18 protein-coding genes are annotated in these 23,444 nt (G+C 46.6%); 5 read left to right on the top strand and 13 right to left on the bottom strand.

Annotated features, from left to right (window positions below):
• Positions 1-80: 80 nt before the first annotated feature.
• On the bottom strand, positions 81-371 hold the full coding sequence (locus tag HC752_RS05130) for an Lpp/OprI family alanine-zipper lipoprotein (protein ID WP_190334046.1): 291 nt from the start codon (positions 369-371) through the stop codon (positions 81-83).
• 381 nt (positions 372-752) lie between these two features.
• On the opposite strand from HC752_RS05130, the gene HC752_RS05125 reads away from it, so the two are divergent.
• Positions 753-2,099 (top strand): DEAD/DEAH box helicase, encoded by a 1,347-nt coding sequence (locus HC752_RS05125; protein WP_190334045.1) that lies wholly within the window; start codon positions 753-755, stop codon positions 2,097-2,099.
• 338 nt (positions 2,100-2,437) lie between these two features.
• Here HC752_RS05125 and HC752_RS05120 read toward each other — a convergent pair whose 3' ends face one another.
• The 4 genes from HC752_RS05120 to HC752_RS05105 form a co-directional block, all read right to left on the bottom strand.
• Positions 2,438-3,391 (bottom strand): protein phosphatase 2C domain-containing protein, encoded by a 954-nt coding sequence (locus HC752_RS05120; protein WP_190334044.1) that lies wholly within the window; start codon positions 3,389-3,391, stop codon positions 2,438-2,440.
• A gap of 24 nt (positions 3,392-3,415) precedes the next feature.
• On the bottom strand, positions 3,416-5,104 hold the full coding sequence (locus tag HC752_RS05115) for an ABC transporter permease (protein ID WP_190334043.1): 1,689 nt from the start codon (positions 5,102-5,104) through the stop codon (positions 3,416-3,418).
• A complete protein-coding gene (locus HC752_RS05110; protein ID WP_190334042.1) occupies positions 5,101-6,186 on the bottom strand; it encodes an ABC transporter ATP-binding protein in 1,086 nt (361 codons plus the stop codon). Before HC752_RS05110 ends, HC752_RS05115 begins: the two co-directional genes overlap by 4 nt.
• Positions 6,187-6,266: 80 nt before the next feature.
• A complete protein-coding gene (locus HC752_RS05105; protein ID WP_190334041.1) occupies positions 6,267-7,259 on the bottom strand; it encodes an extracellular solute-binding protein in 993 nt (330 codons plus the stop codon).
• Positions 7,260-7,477: 218 nt separating this feature from the next.
• On the opposite strand from HC752_RS05105, the gene HC752_RS05100 reads away from it, so the two are divergent.
• Positions 7,478-8,620 carry an ROK family transcriptional regulator gene (locus HC752_RS05100; protein WP_190334040.1) on the top strand — a complete coding sequence of 381 codons (1,143 nt, stop codon included), beginning with the start codon at positions 7,478-7,480 and terminating at the stop codon, positions 8,618-8,620.
• Positions 8,621-9,013: 393 nt separating this feature from the next.
• On the opposite strand, the gene HC752_RS05095 is transcribed toward HC752_RS05100, so the two are convergent.
• The 6 genes from HC752_RS05095 to HC752_RS05070 all read right to left on the bottom strand — a co-directional run bounded on the left by HC752_RS05095 (position 9,014) and on the right by HC752_RS05070 (position 14,969).
• On the bottom strand, positions 9,014-10,735 hold the full coding sequence (locus HC752_RS05095; protein WP_190334039.1) for an ABC transporter substrate-binding protein: 1,722 nt from the start codon (positions 10,733-10,735) through the stop codon (positions 9,014-9,016).
• Between the two features lie 80 nt (positions 10,736-10,815).
• The gene (locus HC752_RS05090) at positions 10,816-11,088 is read right to left on the bottom strand and encodes a DUF2160 domain-containing protein (protein WP_190334038.1); all 273 of its coding nucleotides are present in this window, start codon (positions 11,086-11,088) and stop codon (positions 10,816-10,818) included.
• An 11-nt stretch (positions 11,089-11,099) separates the two neighbouring features.
• Complete coding sequence (locus tag HC752_RS05085) at positions 11,100-11,900, bottom strand: carbohydrate ABC transporter permease (protein WP_190334037.1); 801 nt, start codon at positions 11,898-11,900, stop codon at positions 11,100-11,102.
• A gap of 11 nt (positions 11,901-11,911) precedes the next feature.
• Positions 11,912-12,775: a carbohydrate ABC transporter permease gene (locus tag HC752_RS05080; protein WP_190334036.1), complete on the bottom strand. Its 864-nt coding sequence runs from the start codon at positions 12,773-12,775 to the stop codon at positions 11,912-11,914.
• Entirely contained in the window at positions 12,772-13,875 is a 1,104-nt protein-coding gene (locus HC752_RS05075; protein ID WP_190334035.1) for an ABC transporter ATP-binding protein, read from the bottom strand. The genes HC752_RS05080 and HC752_RS05075 overlap by 4 nt, the downstream gene beginning before the upstream one ends.
• A 5-nt stretch (positions 13,876-13,880) precedes the next feature.
• On the bottom strand, positions 13,881-14,969 hold the full coding sequence (locus tag HC752_RS05070; RefSeq protein ID WP_190334034.1) for an ATP-binding cassette domain-containing protein: 1,089 nt from the start codon (positions 14,967-14,969) through the stop codon (positions 13,881-13,883).
• Positions 14,970-15,334: 365 nt separating this feature from the next.
• Here HC752_RS05070 and HC752_RS05065 point away from each other — a divergent pair, with 365 nt between their 5' ends.
• Positions 15,335-17,233 (top strand): sigma-54-dependent Fis family transcriptional regulator, encoded by a 1,899-nt coding sequence (locus HC752_RS05065; RefSeq protein ID WP_190334033.1) that lies wholly within the window; start codon positions 15,335-15,337, stop codon positions 17,231-17,233.
• 118 nt (positions 17,234-17,351) lie between these two features.
• Here HC752_RS05065 and glpD read toward each other — a convergent pair whose 3' ends face one another.
• The gene (gene glpD / locus HC752_RS05060) at positions 17,352-18,950 is read right to left on the bottom strand and encodes a glycerol-3-phosphate dehydrogenase (RefSeq protein ID WP_190334032.1); all 1,599 of its coding nucleotides are present in this window, start codon (positions 18,948-18,950) and stop codon (positions 17,352-17,354) included.
• Between the two features lie 294 nt (positions 18,951-19,244).
• Here glpD and glpK point away from each other — a divergent pair, with 294 nt between their 5' ends.
• Positions 19,245-20,735: a glycerol kinase GlpK gene (gene glpK, locus HC752_RS05055; protein WP_190334031.1), complete on the top strand. Its 1,491-nt coding sequence runs from the start codon at positions 19,245-19,247 to the stop codon at positions 20,733-20,735.
• Between the two features lie 97 nt (positions 20,736-20,832).
• Here glpK and HC752_RS05050 read toward each other — a convergent pair whose 3' ends face one another.
• Positions 20,833-22,047 (bottom strand): retropepsin-like aspartic protease, encoded by a 1,215-nt coding sequence (locus HC752_RS05050; protein ID WP_190334030.1) that lies wholly within the window; start codon positions 22,045-22,047, stop codon positions 20,833-20,835.
• Between the two features lie 389 nt (positions 22,048-22,436).
• Here HC752_RS05050 and HC752_RS05045 point away from each other — a divergent pair, with 389 nt between their 5' ends.
• Positions 22,437-23,444 (top strand): ABC transporter permease, encoded by a 1,008-nt coding sequence (locus tag HC752_RS05045; RefSeq protein ID WP_190334029.1) that lies wholly within the window; start codon positions 22,437-22,439, stop codon positions 23,442-23,444.

Here is a 23,444-nt window from a genome sequence, read left to right as displayed (position 1 = left end):
TTGGGTTTCAGCCGTTTATAGCCAGCTGCAAGCGAAGGTATCAGGGGGGTAAAAAACGCCCCCCATCTGAGTCTCTGCGCTTACTTGGTGTAAGACTGCGCGATGTTATCGATACGGCTGTTTGCACGTGCCGCTTCTTGTTGAGCTGACATCGCAGCATTCTTCGCCCCATTCGCTGCCGAAGCGGCTTCTTCTGCTTTCATGCTCGCTCTTTCTTGGGAAGATTGAAGCGAGGAAACTTGCTGACTGAGCTGCTGAACTTGATTAGTCAACTCATCCAGTTTGTTAGAAGTCGTGTCTGGCGTGCCAGAACAACCTGCCAAAAACAATACTGAAGAAATACCCGCTGCTAAAAGTAATTTGTTGTTCATAAGAACTCCTTGTTGGACATTTTTTTTGTAGCTTGTTTTATTCCCTAAATTCCTGCACATAAAGCACTTTTATAAATGACTCTAAAAAAGGCTCTAATTGTTTAGGTATGAAAGGTTGCTACTCAATCATAGTGCTGCATGTGACAAAACGTAAATCCGTATATCTCACATGTCGTTACGAGTCTCTAATATGGCACAAAAATCCGCTATCTGACGGCATCGTTCTAAAATCTAACATGAAAATGACAAAGTTGTAGATAGCGTGACATAATGATTTATCGAGAAGCTGAGCGGAAGAGTCAGTCTAGCGACTATTTTTTGTGATCTGGTCCTTAAAAAGAGTTATCATACGGCGCTGATCAAATACCTTGTACCACCTTATTGGAGAATCCTTTGCAATTTAAAGACTTAGGGCTAGATAATCGCTTATTGAAAAACCTGAAGCATTACGACTTCAAGCAAGCAACGGATATTCAACGTCAATCCATTCCCGTTGCAATCGCAGGTAAAGACCTGTTGGCATCGTCTAAAACCGGATCGGGTAAGACGCTGGCATTCGTATTACCATTGCTTCATAAAGCGCTTAAAACCAAAGCTTTCTCTGCGAAAGATCCAAGAGGGGTGATTTTGGCGCCAACCCGTGAACTTGCCAAACAGGTTTACGGTGAACTTCGTGCCATGTTAGGCGGTTTGTCTTACGACGCGACCCTTATTTTGGGCGGTGAAAACTTTAACGATCAGGTTAAAGCACTTCGTAAATACCCTAAATTTATTGTCGCCACACCAGGACGCTTGGCCGACCACTTAGAGCACCGCTCTCTGTTTCTTGATGGTGTGGATACGCTGATACTCGATGAAGCAGACAGAATGCTGGATTTGGGCTTTGCCCCAGAGCTTCGCCGAATTCACAATGCCGCAAAACATCGTCGTCGTCAGACGCTCATGTTTTCAGCAACGTTGGATCATGCGGAAGTGAACGACATTGCGTCTGAAATGTTGAATGCACCAAAACGCATTTCGGTTGGCAGTGCGAACGAAGAGCACAAAGACATCACTCAAACGTTCTACCTTTGTGATCATCTTGATCATAAAGAGGCGATCATGAATCGCATCTTGGAAGAGTCTGAATACCGTCAGGTTATCATCTTTACGGCAACGCGTTCTGATACCGAGCGATTGACGAATGAGTTGAATGAGAAACAGTTGAAAGCCGTTGCGTTGAGCGGCAACTTAAACCAGACCCAACGCAACACCATCATGAGCCAGTTTGAGCGCCATGTATTTAAAATATTGGTGACGACGGATGTCGCCTCTCGTGGGCTCGATATTGCGAGTGTCACTCACGTCATTAACTTTGATATGCCCAAGCATACAGAAGAATACGTGCACCGCGTGGGTCGTACTGGTCGTGCGGGGAACAAAGGAAATGCCGTATCGCTTGTTGGTCCTAAAGATTGGGATAGCTTTAAGCGCGTAGAGAACTTCTTACAACAAGATCTTTCTTTTTCTGTGCTGGAAGGATTGGAAGGCAAATTCAAAGGCATTAAGCCGCGTAAGCCAGACTTTCGCAAAAAGGCGGGCGACGCCAAGAAGCAACGCAAGCCTCAATCGAAGAATGGCGCTAAGAAGCCAGCTCAGCGTGATAAAACCTTCCTCACGAACGTGGCGGTGGGTGATCAGGTGTTTATGCCTAAGAAGAAAAAGCCAGTGCCGCCTAGCGACGATTAACAGAGTGTATGAATGAAGAAGAAAGCCCAGCGATTGACGCTGGGCTTTTTGCTTTTTCGGTCTCTGGATACGCCTATCTATGTTTCGGTTTATTCTTATCGGTATTTATGTTTAGGCATAGATTATTGGCAAAGGTTTAGCCAGCAGCCCCGCGTTCTAAAAAGGACGTATTACACCGTTTGTCGTGCATTCAATGGGTGATGTGCTTTTATTTAAAGCGGAGGTTAAGTAAGAATTCATTAAGTAAAGAGCCATCAAGTAGCGCTCATAAAAAGGGTCGCTATAAAAATAGGGGGAGGGGGAGATAGCGACCAAAGCTTGGCACAAGGCGATGGGGTTTAGTGCATTGGCATTTCGACAGAAATAACAGAACGATCGTCAAAGAATTCTGTTGATGTGGAACCTTTGATATTCTTGAAGCTAGACACTTTAGCCAAATCAATCTTTTCTACACGAGCATGCTCTTTTTCCCAATCCTGGGCTTTTGTACCATTCGGTAAGGTTAAGTACCCGTCGGTGAAAAATTCCAACGTTTTAACCTCTTCCAGATTCAAAGTGGCCTCAATGACGTCATCCATCAGAGGGACATTGCCATTTAGCGTACTAAATCCAAGCGGGTGACCCTCTCGGTTGGCGTAAACTTTCTGGCTGATAATCCCCTTAAGAATAAACTGTTCGATATCTTGGTGTATTGCAGGTTGACCGTGTTGGTTCAGCACATCTGCAAGTATGTTCTCGACATCATGCTTGTTTATAAACTGGCACTTCAACCCACGTTCCAATCCATGAAAAGAGATTTCCCGTGTTATTTGTTCCAAAGAATCGTGCTCTGAGATCGTTTTCTTTAGGCATTGGTATATCGCAACTCTTGCTGTTGTTGTGATGGCATCGACAGGCTTGTGATAGCAATACACATCGGTACCGTTGACTCGAATCCCCGAATCCCCAATGTTAATCACTCGAACCTGTTGATCCATGAAGAAAGCCAGCGACAAGGTTGTGGAGGGGCCATAAACAAAGCTTTTCCTTTTCAACTGTTGAGCAAAGTGGCTGGAGATAGCCCGTAAAATGGATTCAGAGGACGATTCCATCATTCGCTTGTCACTGAAAAGACGGGCGCAAATCTCCCCAATGGAATGGGATGCGTATCGACCCGAACTCTCCTGCGCCGTATATGGGTCGGTTGCGCCATCCAATATCGCAATGATCTTGCCAGGAATGATGAGCATGGCGTCATCACCCGAGTGTTGATTATTACGGTATTTCGAATGTGAAAAGGCACTTATATTCATGGCTGTACTCTAGATGAAAAAGGGTTAGACAAAAGAGGATTCACTGTCATCAGAGAATTTGAAAACGGTATAGACACAGAGTCCAGTGCTCACCAATAGAATGGTTGATAGCGCAGCGGCAAGACCAAATTCCCCATCCAAAACGGAAATGTAGATTTTAATTGGCATGGTCACCGTGCCGGAGTTGTATAGAATTAAGGTCGATGACAACTCGTTAATGGCAGTGATAAAGCTCATTAATGACCCGACAATTAGCCCCGGTAAAATCAATGGGACCGTTACGGTAATAAAGGCTTTTAAAGGATTGGCTCCTAAGTTTATGGCCGCTTCTTCCAGTGATGGTTTGACTTGTCTTAGGCTGGTCGTGGTTGATCTGACGCCATAGGGAAGCCGTCTTATAAAGTAGATCATGACGATAATTGCCGCCGTACCCGTAAGGTCGAAAAGCCCAGTTCTGAATGTTGTTACGAAGCCAATGGCGATAACAACACCGGGGACAAGGTAGGGCACCATCATCAATAAATCTATCATACCGGACGTTTTGGTATCTCGGCGGACAATGAGGTAAGAAATGAGACCGGAGAATATGGCGATGAGCGCGACGGCTATAAGCGCAAAAGAAAAGCTATTCACAATGGCCTCTGGCGCATCGTTGATTACTCGGGCATAACTTTGTAGGCTAAATCCTCCAGTGAATACGGGTCCACTGGTTTGTAAAAATGAGGTATAAACGACCACCATTGTAGGTAACATGGCGATCAACACCACGGCATAACAAAACACATGAATCAATAGGTTTGGCAACCCTTTCAATGTGTTCACGACTGGTCGATTCGTCAACGCACTGGCATACCGACGTTTAGCCAATATTTTACGTTGAGCCAAAAGTGCAAGCATGGAAATCGCCATCATCACTAAGGAAATGGTGACGGCCATTGTTGGCTTTCCGCCCAATTCAGAGGTGTATGCCGAATAGGCAATGGTCGACAGTGTTCTAAAACCACGACCCAGAATGGCGGGTGTCCCAAAGTCAGCAATAGACAGAACGAAACATATAATGGCGCCCGTACTCACTGCTGGAAACACAAGTGGTAACGTGATTTTAAAAAAACGTTCAAGCGCGTTGCACCCCAGATTCTCTGCGGCATCTTCAAAAGATTTGTTCACGGACTTAAGGGCTGTTTGTGTCATCAAGTACACAAAAGGAAAGAACTTCAAAGTGAAGACGAGTATGACGCCGCCTGCTCCATATATTGTGGTGGTTTCAATTCCAAATTGAGCAAAAAAGTTGGTGACAAAGCCATTGGATCCAAACATCATAATCCACGCGTAAGCCCCAATAAATGGAGGGGCTACCAGCACTAAAATGGCCAGTGTGGATATCAATTGCTTTCCTAAAATGTGAAATCGTGCCGTAAAGAAGGCAAGGGGTACGCCAAGTAAGCATGCGCCAAGCGTTCCCATAAAGCCGACATAGAGTGAATTTTTCAGTCCGGTCAGATAATAGTTTTTGGTAAAAACCTTAATGTAATTATCAAGCGTAAACGCACCGGTATTGGCATCAAAAAAACTCACAACAAATACGCTGAAGATCGGCAATATGAGTAAAATGAACAGTATGGCTACGGTAGCTATTGACACAAATGACCAGAAGTCCAATTGTCGGACTTTGAAGAACATTCCGTCCGTTGAAGCACTGTGTGAGGCACTCATTGTAATCTTCTCCCCATCTCAGTATCTTCAAACAAGGAAACGTCTTTCCGGTCAAAGGCCATAAAGACTCTGTCCCCTTCTTTGATATTCATAATGGTTTCTTCTGGACGCGTTACGGCTTTGATGGTTTCGCCATCACTTGTTCTGCCATGCACTTCCATTTCTCGGCCAATAAAGCTCACTTGGTCAACCGTGACTGTGATAACAAAACCGCACTCGTTAGTTGGCGTTGTATGTACCGTGATCGCTTCAGGACGTATGGCTGCCACAATGCCCATCGACGAATTAAAATCCGCAGGGTAATCCCCAATCACTTGATTATTGCTCACCAACGTAAGTTGGCTGGATTGATTGAATGTTCTAAGAAAATTGTTTCCCCCAACGAAATTGGCAACAAAGCGATTGGCAGGGCGGTTGTACACCTCAAACGGAGGCGCGGCTTGTTGAATGATGCCTTTGTACATAACACAAACCGTGTCCGACATCGCCAGAGCCTCTTCCTGATCGTGTGTCACGTATACCGTTGTCATGCCCATTCGTTGCTGGATCTTACGGAGTTCAGCGCGCAGTTCGACCCGAAGTTTGGCGTCTAAGTTGGACAGCGGTTCATCCATCAGCAATACGGTTGGGTTAATAACGATGGCTCTGGCCAGTCCAACACGCTGTTGTTGCCCACCACTGAGTTCATGGGGCATGCGTTTGGCAAACTCAGAAAGTTGAACCATTTTCAATGCGTCTAAAACACGAGTGTCTATTTCTCTTTTTGCCACTCTGCGTTGCTTAAGACCAAAGGCGACATTCTCTTCCACACTTAAGTGAGGGAAGACCGCATAATCTTGAAAAACCATACCAACATCCCGTTGGTGCGCTGGCTTATTCTCTATTGATTCGGAGTCCACAAAAATGGTTCCAGAATTTTGACGATGGAATCCTGCAATGGTGCGAAGTAAGGTTGTTTTCCCACATCCACTTGGTCCAAGTAATGTGTAAAAAGAACCCGATTCAATAGAAATATCGATATTGGACAATGCGACAACGTCACCATACTGCTTTCTTATTCCATTAATTTGTACGGCGGCCATAGCAGCACCTCTTTAGTTTGATTGAAAGGGGCAGTGACTCTTTCTTAAGCCACTGCCTAGCAAGTCGTTATTTGAAAAATTTACTGAACGTCTAATACCCAGTCAGCCCAGTTTTCAATAAGGCGAGCGCGGTTTTCTGCGGCCCATTTAAAGTCGTAGTCCATGACTGGAACGGAAGATAACGGCATCAGAAGCGGATTGGATGCCACATCACTGCGTACTGGTCGGCGACCAAGAGAAGCGACGATTTCTTGACCTTCTTTCGAAAGAATGAAATCAATGAATCTTTCGGCCCCTTTCCCATTTGGGCTACCAGCGACTTTTGCTATCGCATCGGGTGCTAGCGCGGTGCCTTCTGATGGATAAACGATGTCTACTGGACCCCCGCCTTCTTTGTATTGCAGAGCCGCATCTTCCAATGTGATCCCGATTGGAGACTCGCCATCATTAACAAATCGAGGAACGGCGCCAGAGCTGTTGGAGAGCACAAAATTTTTCAGTGCACCTTTGTAAACTCGCGCGGCTTCTTCTTCCGTTGAAAAGATTTGCATCACCGTCGCATATTGAATAAAGGCGGAACCAGAGCGATCAGCCCTTGCTGAGGAAATTAAGTTCTTATAGTCAGGCTTAGATAAATCTAGCCAACTTGTAGGAGCCTTAAGACCTTTGAGTTTCGCTTTATTGACGATGAATACCATGACCACAGCGGTAAACGGTGACCATGCATCACTTTTCACCAAACCTGGAATGAGGCTTTCGGCATGCACCGATTTATATGGGCTAAACAACGTTGGATTGAAATCGATTACTGTGCCATCAACACTCCATAAAACATCAGCAACAGGCTTGTCACTTTCCGCTGTAAGGCGGTTCAGTAATTCTCCTGATCCCGCTTTAATTACTTGCACTTCCATGCCAGTTTGTTTTTCAAATTTGGGTACTAAAGCATCGACAAATTTCTGAGGTGCGGCTGTATAAACCGTGATGACTTCTGCCGCGTGTGAACTAAAAGTCGCAAGCCCCACCACAGCCATAGACAGTATTTTTGACGCAAATCTATTACTAAAACGCATATTGTTTACTCCCTTTTATACCATTGAATATCGCTACATCCTTGTTGATGAAAATGATAATATATATTAATTTTCATTATGTAAAATAATATTTGAAACATATTCTTAACATTTAAATTGATTTGAAGTGGATCAAAGTTTACTGATCTTCGATTTCATCGGGAGGCTGTCAGTGCGATTATCCAAAAAACCAATAAAATGAAGTAAATGGTATAAAAATGGTGGTAAACATTTTTGCAAAACTGAACATTCGCCGGATAGTGGCGCATATTCGTAGGCACGGACCACAAACTCGGGCGACGTTAACCAAAAAGCTGAGCGTTACACCTGCAACTATCACCAGATTAACCAATGAGTTACTTGAGCATGGCGTCGTGGAAGAGATCCCAGATCCTTCCAAAAAAGGTCAAAAAGGTTTTCCCTCCAAATTATTAAAACTTAAATCAGAAAGTTTGCTGACGACTGGCGTTTATTTTGACCCAGATACTTTGTTTACTTGCGTGGCAGATCTGGAAGGGAACATCCTTTCTCAGGAGCAGATGCCGATTGAAGATAGGGGATTTCATACGATTTTGACGAAGGCGAGCGAAAGCATACATCAGCAGCTGTCGAAGTCTGGGCGTGATGTGTCTCGAGTGGTCGGGTGCGGGGTGAGTTACCCTGGTCAACATACCGATACACCGGGAAGAACCCTGAAAACTCAACAATTTTCTGAGTGGCCTTCCATCGATTTTCGAAACGAGCTTGCCAAGTATTTTGAATTTCCTGTCTACCACATCAATGATGCTAAGGCCGCTTGTCTCGCGGAACTTTATTATGGTGCTTGTAAGTCCTATCAACATTATTGCTACATCTGGCTATCATATGGAATTGGTGGCGCTGCTGTTATCAATCAGAGCCTTTATTTGGGGCATAGCCAAGTTGCTGCGGAGTTTTCAGGATTATTTCCAAAGTCGAAGCCAAGGCCATCGGGCCAGAACCTATTGGACACGTTAGTGAGGGAAGGTTATGACTTGGATCGATTGGACCAACTAACGGAAGAACACCTAGAAACCCCTTGCGTAAAACAGTGGGTAGTGCGTTCGGTAGAGCAGATAACTTGGCTTTGTTTAGTGATTGCTCGAACCTTTGCCCCAGATGCGATTGTGATTGGTGGAACATTGCATTCTAGTCTGATCAATCAAATCCAAAAAGCGGTGAGCAATGAGAAAGAATTGGGTGAAGATTTTTCCATTAAGCCGCCTAAAATATTAAGAGCAACAACGGATGAACAACCTCAACTAGGGGCAGCAGTATTACCTATAGATGAGCTTATAAATCCGGCAAGATACCAAGGAAGAATTCATAAAACCGACCGTTAGATCAATAGGGAAAACAACATTAATGTATAAAGGGGGTGGGGGGAGCGGAACTTTCCTCGATAATCTGAACGTATATTCAAGTTCTGATATTAAATTTAATGGAAAGCCTTGTGGTGATGAGGCTACTGGAGACAACAGAAGAATAATGATTGAGCATTCGATTGAAATAGAAAATGCCAGGCAAGCTTTAGGCAATTTATGAATCACCTATAGTCTTTGATTGTTGGATTTTAAAACGTATTTCGGTAAATGGTGAGCGGACTTCGGCTCTCATTAATCGGCAAAAAAAGCCAGCAATGCCCTACACATTGCTGGCGGGTTTGCTTCTGGATTCCCTGAGCCAGAAGCAAATAAGGTGATCTGAACTTCTTATATAGAATCTAATGACTTAGATTACTTAGAAGCGATCAGATCTTTGTATGCCATGGTTTTACCCTGAGGTTTCTCGTTGGCCAATTTGGCTTTTGGAGAACCCGGCTGAGCGAGCCAGTATTCCGCGCCTTTTTCAGGGTTGAGCTTAGGACCACATTCCCCCTGAGCTTTACTGCGCTCTAGGCGTTGAAGTACTTTGTCTTGCGCTTTCGCCAAGCCATCCATTGCCTCTTGTGGGGTTTTCTCACCACTGGCCGCTTCAGACACGTATTGCCACCATAACTGAGCCAGTTTTGGATAGTCTGGTACGTTTGTGCCCGTTGGTGTCCATTGCTTGCGTGCATCGCTGCGATAGAACTCGACCAGGCCACCTAAGTTAGGTGCAGCGTCGGTCATCGCTTGTGAGTTGATGTCCGATTCACGAATTGGCGTTAGACCAACCAGCGTTTTCTTCAAACTCACAGATTTAGAGACAACAAACTGCGCGTACAGCCATGCTGCCTTACGGCGATCAAGTGGTGTGCTGTTCAAGAAGGTCCAAGAACCCGCATCTTGGTAACCCAGTTTCATGCCGTCTTCCCAGTATGGGCCGCGTGGCGAAGGTGCCATGCGCCATTTTGGTGTGCCGTCTTCGTTCACCACTGGCAATCCAGGCTTCGTCATATCTGCAGTAAAGGCGGTGTACCAGAAGATTTGCTGCGCGATAGAACCTTGTGCCGGTACAGGACCTGCTTCACCAAAGGTCATGCCTTGAGCTTCTGGTGGCGCGTATTTCTTCAACCAATCCACGTATTTCGTTGTCGCGTAAACGGCAGCGGGGCCATTGGTTGCACCACCACGAGATACATCGGAGCCAACAGGTCGACAACCTTCAATACGAATACCCCATTCGTCGACAGGTAAACCATTTGGAATGCCTTTGTCACCCGCACCGGCCATGGAGAACCATGCGTCGGTGAAGCGCCAGCCCAAAGAGGGATCTTTCTTACCGTAGTCCATGTGGCCGTATACTGGCTCGCCATCGATGGTTTTGACTTTGTCGGTAAAGAACTCAGCGATGTCTTCATAAGCAGACCAGTTAAGGGGCACCCCCAGCTCATAACCGTACGCGTCTTTAAACTTCGCTTTCAAATCTTCGCGTTCAAACCAGTCGGCACGGAACCAGTAAAGGTTAGCAAACTGTTGATCTGGAAGTTGGTATACTTTGCCGTCGGGCCCTGTTGTAAAGCTCAGACCAATAAAGTCCTTCAGATCCAGCATGGGGTTGGTGACGACGGCACCTTCGCCCTCAATGAAATCACTGATGGGCACCACTTTGCCATAGCGGAAGTGCGTACCAATCAAGTCGGAGTCATTCACGTACGCATCGTAAATGTTACGACCCGTTTGCATTTGGGTTTGCAGTTTTTCTACGACGTCACCTTCTTGGATCAAATCGTGGTTAACCTTGATACCTGTGATTTCAAAGAAAGCTTTCGCCAAGACTTTCGATTCGTACTCATGAGTGGTAATGGTTTCGGAAGCCACATTGATTTCCATGCCTTTAAAAGGCTGGGCCGCATCAATGAACCATTGCATCTCTTCCTGCTGTTTATCAACAGAAAGGGTCGATGGCGTAAATTCTGATTCCAGCCATTTTTTCGCTGCGGCCATATCGGCAGACGCCATCGGTGACACGGCTGTCATCAGCAGAGCCAGAGCCATACAACGACCTAAGTAGGTTTTCTTCATATCCTTTTGCATTACTAATAACTCCTGTTATTTATCCATTTCACGTTATAACGTTATGTTTTAAAACACGATTTAGTGTTCTTAGTGCGTCATCATCCCCATTTCAGTACGGTACATAGCCAAATTACAGAGACAGTAAAAGGCACCCAAATATTGATTTCACTGAGTCCAATGAACCCCAAATGAATGAAAGCTCCGCTCAGTAACCCAATAAAAAGCCGATCGCCACGCGTGGTTGATATAGGCAAAAAGCCTTTGCGTTCTACACACGGGGACTTGATTTCCAAAATCGTCATGGTGACAAGGATCAAGGCGATCCCTGTAAAAAACAGTGCTGATGGAGTAGTCCATGCCATCCAATTCATGATGTGTCTCCTTAAACTCGTCCGAGGGCGAAGCCTTTCGCCACGTGGTTACGCACAAACCAAATTACTAAGATGCCCGGTAGAATGGTGAGCACACCAGCCGCCGCCAATACGCCCCAATCAATACCCGAGGCACTGACGGTTCGAGTCATGACCGCGGAAATCGGTTTGGCATCGACTGAGGTGAGCGTTCTGGCTAAGAGCAGCTCGACCCAGCTGAACATAAAGCAGAAGAAAGCGGTTACCCCAATGCCTGAGCGGATCATCGGCAAGAAAATTTTGACGAAGAATTTCGGGAAGGTGTAACCGTCGATGTAGGCGGTTTCGTCAATTTCACGGGGTACGCTCGACATAAACCCTTCCAAGATCCACACCGCTAAAGGCACATTAAACAAACAGTGCGCAAGGGCGACGGCAATATGGGTGTCAAACAGCCCAACCGATGAATACAGCTGGAAGAAGGGCAACAAGAACACCGCAGGTGGCGCCATTCTGTTGGTGAGCAACCAGAAAAACAGGTGCTTGTCGCCGACAAAGCGATAGCGCGAAAACGCATACGCAGCAGGCAGTGCGACGGCCAGCGTGATGACCATGTTCATCACAACGTAGATGATGGAATTCACATAGCCCATGTACCAGCTTGGATCTTCAAAAATCACCTGATAGTTGCGGAACGTCCAGCTCTCTGGGAAAAAGCTCAAGCCACTCAGAATCTCCTGATTCTCTTTGAACGACATATTAAGAAGCCAATAAATCGGCAGCAGCAGAAACACCACGTAAGCGGTGAGGCCGAATAGTTTTGATTTTGTCATGATTCAGTCCTCTACTTGTTTTCTGTGTGCGTCATTGCGGTGTAGAACACCCAACAAACCAGCAAGATGATTAGGAAATAGATGATGGAGAACGCCGCAGCGGGACCAATATCGAACTGACCGATGGCCATTTTGGTGAGCGCTTGGCTAAGGAATGTGGTTGAGTTACCGGGGCCACCACCCGTAAGAACAAACGGTTCGGTATAGATCATGAAGCTGTCCATAAAGCGGATCAGCACCCCAATCAACAGAACATTTTTTAACTTCGGCAGTTGAATAAAGCGAAAAATAGCCCAGTTGGAGGCACGGTCGATGCGAGCTGCTTGGTAGTATGCGTCTGGTATGGCGCGCAGACCGGAGTAACACAGCAACGCAATGAGCGACGTCCAGTGCCATACATCCATAAGGAGCACAGTGAACCAAGCATCAATGGGGTCACCCGCGTAGTTATAGTCAACGCCTAGGCTGTTAAGAGCCCAGCCAAACAAGCCGATATCGGCACGGCCAAATATCTGCCAAATGGTGCCCACGACATTAAGCGGGATGAGCAGGGGCAGCGCGAGAACGATCAAGCAAAAAACGGATCCTCTGCCTTTTGCTGGCATCGCGAGTGCCACCATAATCCCAAGTGGAACTTCGATCAGCAAAATGGCGAATGAAAACCCAAACTGACGGAATAAAGCCCCTTGCAGGCGTTCATCATTCAGCATTTCCTTGTACCATTCTGTTCCGACAAAGTAGGCGGTGTTGGCATCAAAAATGTCTTGCAATGAATAGTTCACGACCGTCATTAAAGGCACGACCGCACTGAACGCCACCAGAAGGAAAACGGGTAGCACTAAAAACCAGGCTTTGTTGTTATTCACCTTGTTCATGAGTTATCCCTCTCACCAATTAAAAATTCATCCAAATACACCATGGTCCATTGCTCTGGAAAGCTGATGTAAGCAACATTTACTGGAACGGGTTGGTCTTCTTGTAAACGCGCTTTGATTTCCTGTTTGCCGACTTTGAGTGTCAGGATTTTGTAAGTGCCAAGGTCTTCCACATGGGCAACGTCGCTTCTAATGGCGGAGCTGTTTTCTTTCTCCCACACATGCACAAATTCAGGGCGAATGCCGATTTTGATGTTGTGGGTATTGGCGCTTTGCACCTTTTCTTTAAGGGAGGCTGAAAGCGGAAGATCAACGTCGTCGAAACGCACACCACTTTCCGTTGGGATAACGTTAATGAGGTTCATGCCGGGGCTGCCAATGAAATAGCCCACAAACGTATGGTTGGGTTTTTCGAACAGTTCGCGTGGCGTACCAAATTGCACGATTTGCCCTTCGTACATCACCGCAATTTTGTCGGCAAAGGTCGAGGCTTCGAGCTGATCATGGGTCACGTACACCATGGTGATGTTGAATTGCTGGTGGATCTGTTTAAGCTTGCGGCGAAGTTTCCACTTCAGTTGCGGGTCGATCACCGTGAGCGGCTCATCGAACAAAATGGCAGAGACGTCATCGCGGACGAGCCCCCGACCCATCGACACTTTTTGTTTCTCATCAGCCGTTAGGTGTTCTGCCCGTTTTTTCAGAACAGGGGTAAGTTCTAAGATCTCAGCAATTTCGGTCACTTTTGAGTGAATTTTGGCGCTGTTGACCTTCATATTGCGCAGCGGAAACGCCAAGTTGTCGTACACCGACATGGTGTCGTAAATCACTGGAAACTGGAAAACCTGCGCGATGTTTCGGTCTTGCGGGGGAATGTCGTTCACCTTCACTCCATCAAAGAGCACTTCGCCGTCGGATGGGCTCATCAAACCAGAGATAATGTTCAATAACGTGGATTTTCCACAGCCCGAAGGACCCAGTAAGGCAAAAGCGCCACCTTGGTGCCAAGTGTGCGTCATTTCTTGGATCGCGTAGGTTGAATCCGGTCCTTTCTTTTTGTCGTATGTATGCGCTAACGCATTTAGAGTTATCTGAACCATTTCAATTACCCCAGAAGATGATGACTAGGGGCATGGATCAATTCTTCATCCATGCCGAACACGTAAAACTTATGAATGGGGATGTAAATCTTGATGGATTCATCAACGTCATAACTGTGTACGCCGGGTAAATGCAACACCATCTCAAAGTGGTTATTGCACACGTGAAGGAAGGTTTCCGACCCGCTGATCTCCGCCACTTCAACCTGAACGGATAACTCGATATCGTCATCATGTTTAGGCAGTAAGCTGAGATGGCTTGGGCGAATCCCAAAGATGTATTCCCCTTGACCAAGGTGTTTCAAAGACTGGTTTAATGGGAAGTGGGCTTTCTCATCAAAGCACACTTCACTGTCCGTGACTTTGCCGTACATAAGGTTAATGGGCGGCTCGCTGAACAAGGTGGCGGATTCAACCGAACTTGGCTTGTGATAGACCTCGGCGGTGTGACCCGATTGAACCACGCTGCCTTCATGTAGAATGGTGGTGGTGCCGCCTAGCGCAAGGGCTTCGTTCGGTTCGGTGGTGGCATAGATCGCAATGGTATGGCGAGTTTGGAAAAGCTCTCGCATCTCTTGACGCAGTTCTTCACGCAATTTGTAGTCTAGGTTGACCAAGGGCTCATCAAACAAAATGATCTCAGCGTCTTTCACCAACGCTCTTGCCATCGCCGTGCGCTGTTGTTGCCCCCCAGAAAGTTCTAACGGTACGCGCTTTAAGAAGTCGGTAATGCGCAGCATGTCGGCGGTGGCGTAAACGCGTTCCTGAATCTCCTTTTCAGCCATGCCAGCTAAACGTAAGGGAGAGGCAATGTTTTCAAATACCGTTAGATTGGGGTAATTAATGAATTGCTGGTAGACCATAGAAATATTGCGCTCACGCACAGGCATGCCTGTCACGTCGACACCATTCACCAGAATTCTTCCAGAGGTGGGGGTATCTAAACCTGCGATCAATCGCATCAATGACGTTTTGCCGGCTAGCGTTCGCCCCAACAGGACGTTAAACGACCCCGGTTCAAACGTGAGGCTGGCTTCATTGATGTGGACTTCGTTGTCCACAATTTTGCTTACCTGCTCAAGTGTTAATGACACTAAGTTCTCCTTAACTTCGAAATTATGTCTAAATCTTGGGTACAAAAAATATCTTGAGTATAAAAATTTTCGATAATGTTCGTTATTGCCAAAACTGTGCCAATGTGTTGTTAAACGAAAACATTGATCGTTTTCGACACGTTAACTCTTGAATAAACAAAGAATTAACAGAAGTATCATTTTAACTTTATGAGATGGCGGGGATTTTAGGGTCAACAGTGCAAGATCACACTTGTTAACAAAATGTGTTCAAAGTGTTCATTTTGTGCTAATTTTAGTTGAACACCGATTGAACATTATTTTCGTTTTCGAACATTTTTCACTCGAACTTTCGAGATGACTTTTGCTGTAAGTATGTGGTTTTCATGGACGAATATAACAACAATGATCGTTCCCATCAGTCGATCATAGAGAGCTCATGGCGACGTTGCCGCGATGCTGGGCTGGCGCACACCAGCACCCCTCAAATTGAAATGAGCAGTGAGTCAGACTTTGGTTTGTCGCTGGATCAACATCATGGGTTGTTGCAAACGACGCAGCAAAAAGTGCTGCCTTTTTACGACAACTTATTGTCAAACAGCAATTGCCTAGTGATGTTGGCAGACACGTCAGGGCAAGTGCTCAGCAGCTGGGGAGAGCAACGTTTCTTCCAAGAAAACCAGCCTCATGTGTTTGATCATGGTGTGCATTGGCAAGAAGGGCTGATTGGGACGAATGCGATAGGCACGGCATTGGAAACGGGCTCGATTGTTCAAATTTTTCATGATGAACACTTCCTCGCATCAAACCGTTTTATGACGGGCTCTGCCGCGCCTCTGTTTGATGCGGATAGGCGGATGACCGGAGTGCTATCCATCTCCAGCGATACCTACATGCCAACCGCTCATACCCTTGGCATGGTGAAGCTGATGTCCCAAGCCATCGAAAATCAGCTGATTGTGTCACGCTTTCATTCCGATCATTTTTTGTTTTGGTTTAATACCAGTGAAGAGAACATCGACAGTCAATGGTCTTCGCTTTTGGTGTTCAATGAACAGGGGACCATTGTGTCGGCCAACCGACGTGCTGAAGTGGTGCTCGGTTGCGACTTAGCTTTACAAAATCTCGATCAGCTGTTTGACGTTCGTATGGATCAATTGCTCGCTCACCCTTCTTATACGCCTTTGGTATTGCGATCCAAACACAACTTCAATTTCCATGGCATAGTGATGCCCCCTAAAATTCCCAAAGGTCGTTCGTTGGATTTTCGCAACGTGCCCAAACCTTCCTCCGTCAAAGACGTCACGAAAGACGATGTGTTGGATTTGGAACGCCTGAATATGGGCGACCCAAGGTTGTCGAAGGCCATTACTCAAGCCAGTAAGATCCTGAACACCGACATTCCTATTTTGATCAATGGCGAAACGGGCGTGGGCAAAGAAGTGTTCGTCAACGCGCTTCATCTGTCCAGTGAGCGAGCGAGTGCCCCGTTAATTGCCGTAAACTGCGCTGCAATTCCTTCTGAATTGGTGGAATCCGAATTGTTCGGATACGAAAAGGGCGCGTTTACAGGGGCGCATACCAAAGGGTATATCGGGCTGATTCGAAAAGCCGATAAAGGTACTCTGTTTTTAGACGAACTGGGCGATATGCCGTTGAATGTGCAAGCGCGCTTGTTACGTGTGCTCCAAGAAAGAAAAGTGACCCCGCTTGGTTCAACCACGTCATACCCTGTGGATTTCAAACTGGTGTCTGCCACCAACCGACACCTTAAACAAGATGTGGAAACGGGATCATTTCGCCAAGACTTGTTCTATCGAGTTTCGGGGCTAAACATTACTTTGCCACCGCTGCGTGAGCGAACAGATAAAGACGCGTTAGTTCAATACCTGCTGCGAAAATTCTCCACCGGCGAGCAGCCTGGGAAGATCTCAATGGAGGTGTTGTCTTTGTTTAAATCTCACCCTTGGCCGGGCAACATTCGCCAAATGGTGAGTGTGATTCAAATAGCATTGGCTATGGCAGAGCCTGACGCGATCCAGGTCGATGACTTACCGGATGATTTTTTGGCAGACGTTCAAAGCCTGACGAGTCATGAATCCAATATTCGTCCATTTGTCGCCCCGACAATGACAAATCTTCAACCCCAAACGGCAGCGGAAGAAAAAGAAGCGTGGTTAGAAGCTTATGAACGAATGAATCGGAATATTTCAAAAACAGCGAAGGAACTGAATATTAGTCGAAATACGTTATACAAACGCCTAAGAGAAAGCGGCTTAAAGTGAGAGGGTCTATAAGTGAGAGTGTTTATAAGTGAGAGTGTCTATGTGAGAAAGGCATAAAGATACCGCCCCGTTAGCAAACGAGTCGGTATCCAATCTCAATGGCGTGGTATTGACATGATCATCCTGCTCGTTGAATCGGCATGGCGTCGGCATGTTTTGCTAAGTATTGAGCCAATTTTTCCACGTCAAGTTCATTAAACTCCATACCAAGTTTGGAACGTCGCCACAAAATGTCATCGGTCGAGATAGCCCATTCGTGTTGAACTAAGTAATCCACTTCCGCTTGGTACAGCCCATGACCAAAGTCGGTGCCCATTTCTTCAACGCAAGTCCGTTGTCCAATAATACGATGGCTTAGTGTTCCATAAGCACGTACCCAGCGACGGATAATGTCTTGGTCTAGCCACGGATAGCGATGACGGAGCGCAGTTGAAAGCTGTTCTCGATTTGAAAAATCGCCACCAGGCAGGACAGCCGATTGAGTCCACTCGTCTTTCATATTAGGGAAAAACGGAGCAAGCTTATTCACTGCGGCTTGGCCCAGTTTTCGGTAAGTGGTGAGCTTGCCACCGAAAATAGACAGCAAAGGCGCGTCATCAAACATGTCATCGAGCTCGATGGTGTAATCACGGGTTACCGCTTGCGCGTCTGAAGATTCGTCATCGCAGAGTGGGCGTACACCCGACCACGTATTAATAGCATCGTCAGGCGAGACTTTTTCAACAAAGTGCTGGTTCACGATGTTACAGAGGTAGGTGACTTCTTCTTGGCTGATGGTCACTTTTGAAGGATCACCCTGATATTCCACATCGGTGGTACCAATGCAGGAGTACTTATCTTGATAAGGGATAACGAACACAATGCGATTGTCTTCATTTTGCAAGATAAACGCATGATTTTCTGGGTATAAACGAGGAACGACGATATGGCTGCCCTTCACTAATCGAATACCTCTAGGGGACGGCATTTTCAGTTGACGATCGAAAAAGCGGTCCACCCACGGTCCGGCGGCGTTCACTAATGCTTTTGCGGTCACGGTTTTTACCGATTGGTTCTGTGTGTCTTCGATCTCGATTTCCCAACCTTCGGCACTTCGTGTCGCGCCAATGCACTTAGCGCGAGTTTCCACGGTGGCACCAAACTGGGTCGCCATTTGGGCGTTTGCAATCACTAGACGCGCATCATCGACCGCACAATCCGAATATTCAAAGCCCACTTTCATTTCTGGCAATAAAGGGCTGGATTGAGAAAAGTTCACACGGTGGCTGGCAGGCAGAGAAACCCTTTTGCCAATGTGATCGTAAAGAAACAAACCGGTACGGATCATCCACGCAGGGCGAAGGTGAGGGCGGTGAGGCAGTTGAAAGCGCATTGGGGCAACGAGGTGAGGCGCACTTTTTAACAGCACTTCACGCTCGGCCAGTGCTTCACTTACCAAGCGAAATTCGTAATGTTCGAGGTAGCGTAACCCACCATGAATGAGCTTGCTGCTGGCAGACGATGTCGCCGAGGCCAAGTCAGACATTTCGTAAAGCCCCACTTTTAATCCACGACCTGCGGCGTCCGCGGCGACCGCCACGCCATTGATTCCACCACCAATGACTACGACATCATATGCATCATTCGTGTTTGAATGATGACTCTCACTTAAATGATGACTCTCACTTAAATAATGGTTAGCAGAAGTCGTTTTATCGAATTCAGCTTGCGTTGACATAGTTCTCTACCTTCGTAAATGTTCGTTTGTTTTCGTTATTGCTCAGTATATACACAAACGTATAAATAGGTCGAGTAAAAAACCAACAAAATATTTCAGCGAAGCCCTTGTAACCTGTCTAATACTGACCTTGAATGGTAATGTTAACCTAGCACAGCCGTTATAATGTTTAGGCTTAACCAAGCTCACAGTTATGCATTTACATTGAGTTAACCTTTGAGTGATTTATTGCGAAAACGAACATTTGATGGAAGAATGCAGTGTATTTAATCAAACAAGAGTTACGGAGCCATCATGGAAGTACGCAACAAAGTCATCGTTGCCTTGGATCAGGGAACCACCAGCTCTCGCGCTATCATCTTTGATCAGAGTGCTAACATTTTGAGCACGACGCAGCGTGAGTTTAGCCAGATCTATCCGAAAGGGGGTTGGGTTGAACACGATCCAATGGAAATTTGGGGAACGCAGCGTTCTTCCTTAACCGAAGTATTGGCGCAGTCAGACATTGATAATGAGCAAGTCGCCGCGATAGGGATAACCAACCAACGTGAAACCACCATTGTGTGGGACAAAAACACGGGGCACCCTGTTTACAATGCGATCGTTTGGCAATGTCGCCGAACCGCTGAAACGTGTGATGCGCTTAAAGAACAAGGCTGGGGAGACTACATCCAACAAACCACGGGGTTAGTGGTGGATGCGTATTTCTCGGGGTCGAAAATTCAGTGGATTCTGGACAATGTTGAAGGGGCGCGCGACAAAGCGGAAAAAGGGGATCTGTTATTTGGAACGGTTGACACGTGGCTGATCTGGAAGCTGACCAATGGTCAATCTCATGTGACCGATGTTTCGAATGCTTCCCGTTCCATGCTCTTTAACATCCACACACTGGAATGGGACAGCAAGCTGCTGGCGTTGTTTAATATTCCGCGAAGCATGATGCCTGAAGTCAAATCGAGCAGTGAGATATACGGCTATGCGAACATCGGAGGCGGGACAGAAATCCCCATCTCGGGTATTGCGGGCGACCAGCAAGCAGCGATGATTGGTCAGCAATGCTTTACCAAGGGCATGGTGAAAAATACCTACGGAACGGGTTGTTTCTTGTTGATGAACACGGGCGATCAAGCCATTCAGTCCAAGCATGGGTTGCTCACGACCATTGCGTATAAAATTGGGGATGACATCGCGTATGCCCTAGAAGGCAGTGTGTTTATGGGGGGAGCGACGATCCAATGGTTACGTGATGAGCTGGGCTTGATTCGTGATGCGTCCGACACGCAATATTTTGCCGAGAAAGTCGAGGATTCGAATGGTGTGTATTTAGTGCCCGCGTTTGTTGGGCTTGGCGCACCGTATTGGGACCCCCATGCTCGGGGCACGCTGACTGGGATCACCCGAGGCACGAACCGAAACCACATTATACGAGCCGCGTTAGAGTCCATTGCTTATCAAAGCCGAGATGTGCTTGAAGCCATGGAAGAAGACGCTGGCATTAAACTGAGCCAAGTTCGCGTAGACGGTGGCGCCGTGGCGAATGACTTCCTCATGCAATTTCAATCCGACATTATGCATACGAAAGTCGTGCGCCCTGCAGTGACCGAATCGACGGCATTAGGTGCCGCGATCCTAGCCGGCCTCGCGGTAGGGTTCTGGAAAGACAAGAATGAGCTAGACGATAAGCGGAAAGTCGATCACGTGTTTTTACCGCAGATGGATAGAGAGACTCAATCTCGCCTCTACGACGGATGGAAGCAGGCGATACGTCAAACTCAAACAAAATAAACAAAAACAAAATAAACAAAGTGCGTACCACAGAGGCATCCGTTCTCTCTTTAGTGAAAACGGGTGTATCGTTAGTGAAAACGGATGCCTCGTTTGTTTATCGCGCCATCGTGACGGTCTTGTGATCGCCGCCGCGCAGTACTGTCAGCTCCAGTTCTTGACCATCCATGGCTCTGGGCAGCCAACGAAGTATTTCGCAGCGTTTTTCCGGAGCGATATAGGTGGTATCGCGATAACTCACTTTGAGAATTCGGTCACCCAGTTGAAGCCCTGCGTTTTCAGCAATAGAGGGAGATTCCAGAAAACTCACGTTAAGAGCGTTTAATTCGCTGATACTGGTTCGAAAACCCCAGTTTATGGGATCTTTGCTTCTTTCTTTGAATGGGTAGAAATAGGCCTTTCGATTTGGGTAATCCAGCGTGACGATATGGTTTTCTAGTAGCTTTGCACCAATCCGTGTTGGTGTGCTGGTACGTGTCCAAGAATGGACGTTATTCAGCTCTAATCCACCAACCCTCAACCTTTCAATCGCGGTTTGATAATACGCCGTGGGCTCAGCCTCTCCCCCTTCGGATTCACCAAATGAACCACGCCCCTCAACTTCAGGGTTGGGAACCACCTCGTCAGCGAGCATTTGTTGTAGTGCCGGTAGGTTGAGATTCAACAGCTCGGTATTGCCCGTATCAAACAGCGCATCATCCGTAAACTTTCCGTTTATCCGGTGCTTAAAAATGGGCGCGTGCGGGTAGCCGCCTTGTTTGAGTGACGTGCGGGACGCTTGGTTAATGTATTCCAGTTTTCGCTTATCGCTGGTTAGCACAATTTCACCATCGCGGAAATTGAGTTGCCATGTTGCCAGTGGAAGAATTTCAGAACCAATTACGCCCCCTTCGAGGTAGCATGATGCCTTAGGAAGGTGCGAAGGATCAAATATAAAGACAGGGACATTGCGGAAACGGACATCACCAATTTCAATCGAATCGGCGATAGACAAATCCATGGAAACGAGGTTTCCATTTGCATCTTTTTCTTTGTTCGTTCCCATGATCGTTAACCCGAGATCGGTAGCGACTTGTTTTGTCAGAATCGTGGGTGAACCCGTATCAAAGATAAAGCGATAACGCTTCCCATTAATGCTGGCATACAGATAAATTTTATTCTCGATCGTGAGCACGGGAACGACAGAGTGGAAACGGCGGGTTTCTGTGTATGGTTTCGTCAGTAAAACCTCATGCAAACTGTTTTGTGAAGTGTTGCTTGTACAGCCAAGCAAAAGTACGACATTGATAAATATTATTTTAGGTATTCTCATAGTAGCTCCTGATGATTCCGTATCGGAAGGTACGTAACTTGCCTTACAGCAATCGCACGTTTTACAGCAATCGCTCGGCATTTATTGTTCCAAAATTGATATTGCTAATTTAATTGACTTTCCTCTTACAGACCGTCACTTCTGCAAACCATAGTGGACACAAATATTTGGTGTTGATCACGCTTCGCAGCATTTCTGACGATAGGATGAGCTAAAATATGAAAAAGCGTTTCAAAAATATTAGTCAATGCGTTCTAATAAAAGCGCACCAAGGGGAAGGACGCTTTTCAATGTGTATTTAGAGTCATGTATCTCTTTGCTCAGGATTCCGATAATGAGCAATAGAATGATCAATAACCACAATGAGTTTCGAAGTTAAGGAACAAAGAATGAACAGTTTTTTTCTGTTTGCTGGTAAGCGGCTGGTGTCGATCCTCGTCACCCTCTTTGCTGTTTCCATTGTCGTGTTTGCGGTGATCGACTTACCGCCAGGTGATTTTGCCTCATCTAAAATTGCAGAACTTCAAGCGATGGGACAAACCGTCGATCCGCAGATGATTTACACACTCCGTGAGATGTATGGGCTGGATAAGCCATTATTAGAGCGATATGCCAACTGGATGATGGGGTTGATGACAGGGGATTTGGGGATCTCACTCACCAACAGCCAGCCCGTATGGGACACCATAGAACCGAGAGTTTGGCCAACGGTATGCCTGGCACTTGCCGTTTTCTTCTTTCAATTTTTAGTCGCGATCCCTATCGGGATGTATTCAGCGCTTCGTCAGTATTCTGTTGGGGATTACATTGCCACGATATTTGGCTTTATTGGTATGGCAACGCCAAACTTCGTGATCGCCATCGTGGCGCTACTGATTGGTTACTACAGTTTTGATACGGTGGTTTCTGGGCTGTATTCCGAAGCGTATCTCGACCAACCCATGTCATGGGAAAAGTTCATGGACGCGGTTTCACGCAGCTGGATTTACATATTGGTGGTCGGTACTGCCGGCCTTGCTGGGATCATCCGGATTATGCGGGCGAACCTTCTTGATGAGTTGAAAAAACCTTACGTGAAAACCGCGCGCGCCAAAGGGCAGTCCGAAGCGCGCCTTATTCTGAAATACCCTGTTCGAATCGCCATTTTGCCGATTGTGTCCACGATTGGTTGGATGCTGCCTGCATTGTTGGGGGCGGATATTATCGTCAGCCAAGTCATGAACATCCCTACCTTAGGGCCGTTAATGCTGTCGGCATTGCGTTCTCAGGATATGTACGTCGCTGGTGATGTGCTTCTTATTATGTCCATTCTTACCATTATCGGTACCCTGATTTCTGACCTGCTGCTGTACTGGGTAGATCCCCGTGTGCGTGTTGGCGTGTCTAAGGAGTTTTAA

Origin of the sequence: Vibrio sp. S9_S30, from assembly GCF_014694455.1 — a bacterium.
Lineage (GTDB): Bacteria > Pseudomonadota > Gammaproteobacteria > Enterobacterales > Vibrionaceae > Vibrio.
This window is presented reverse-complemented; position numbering and strand designations above follow the sequence as displayed.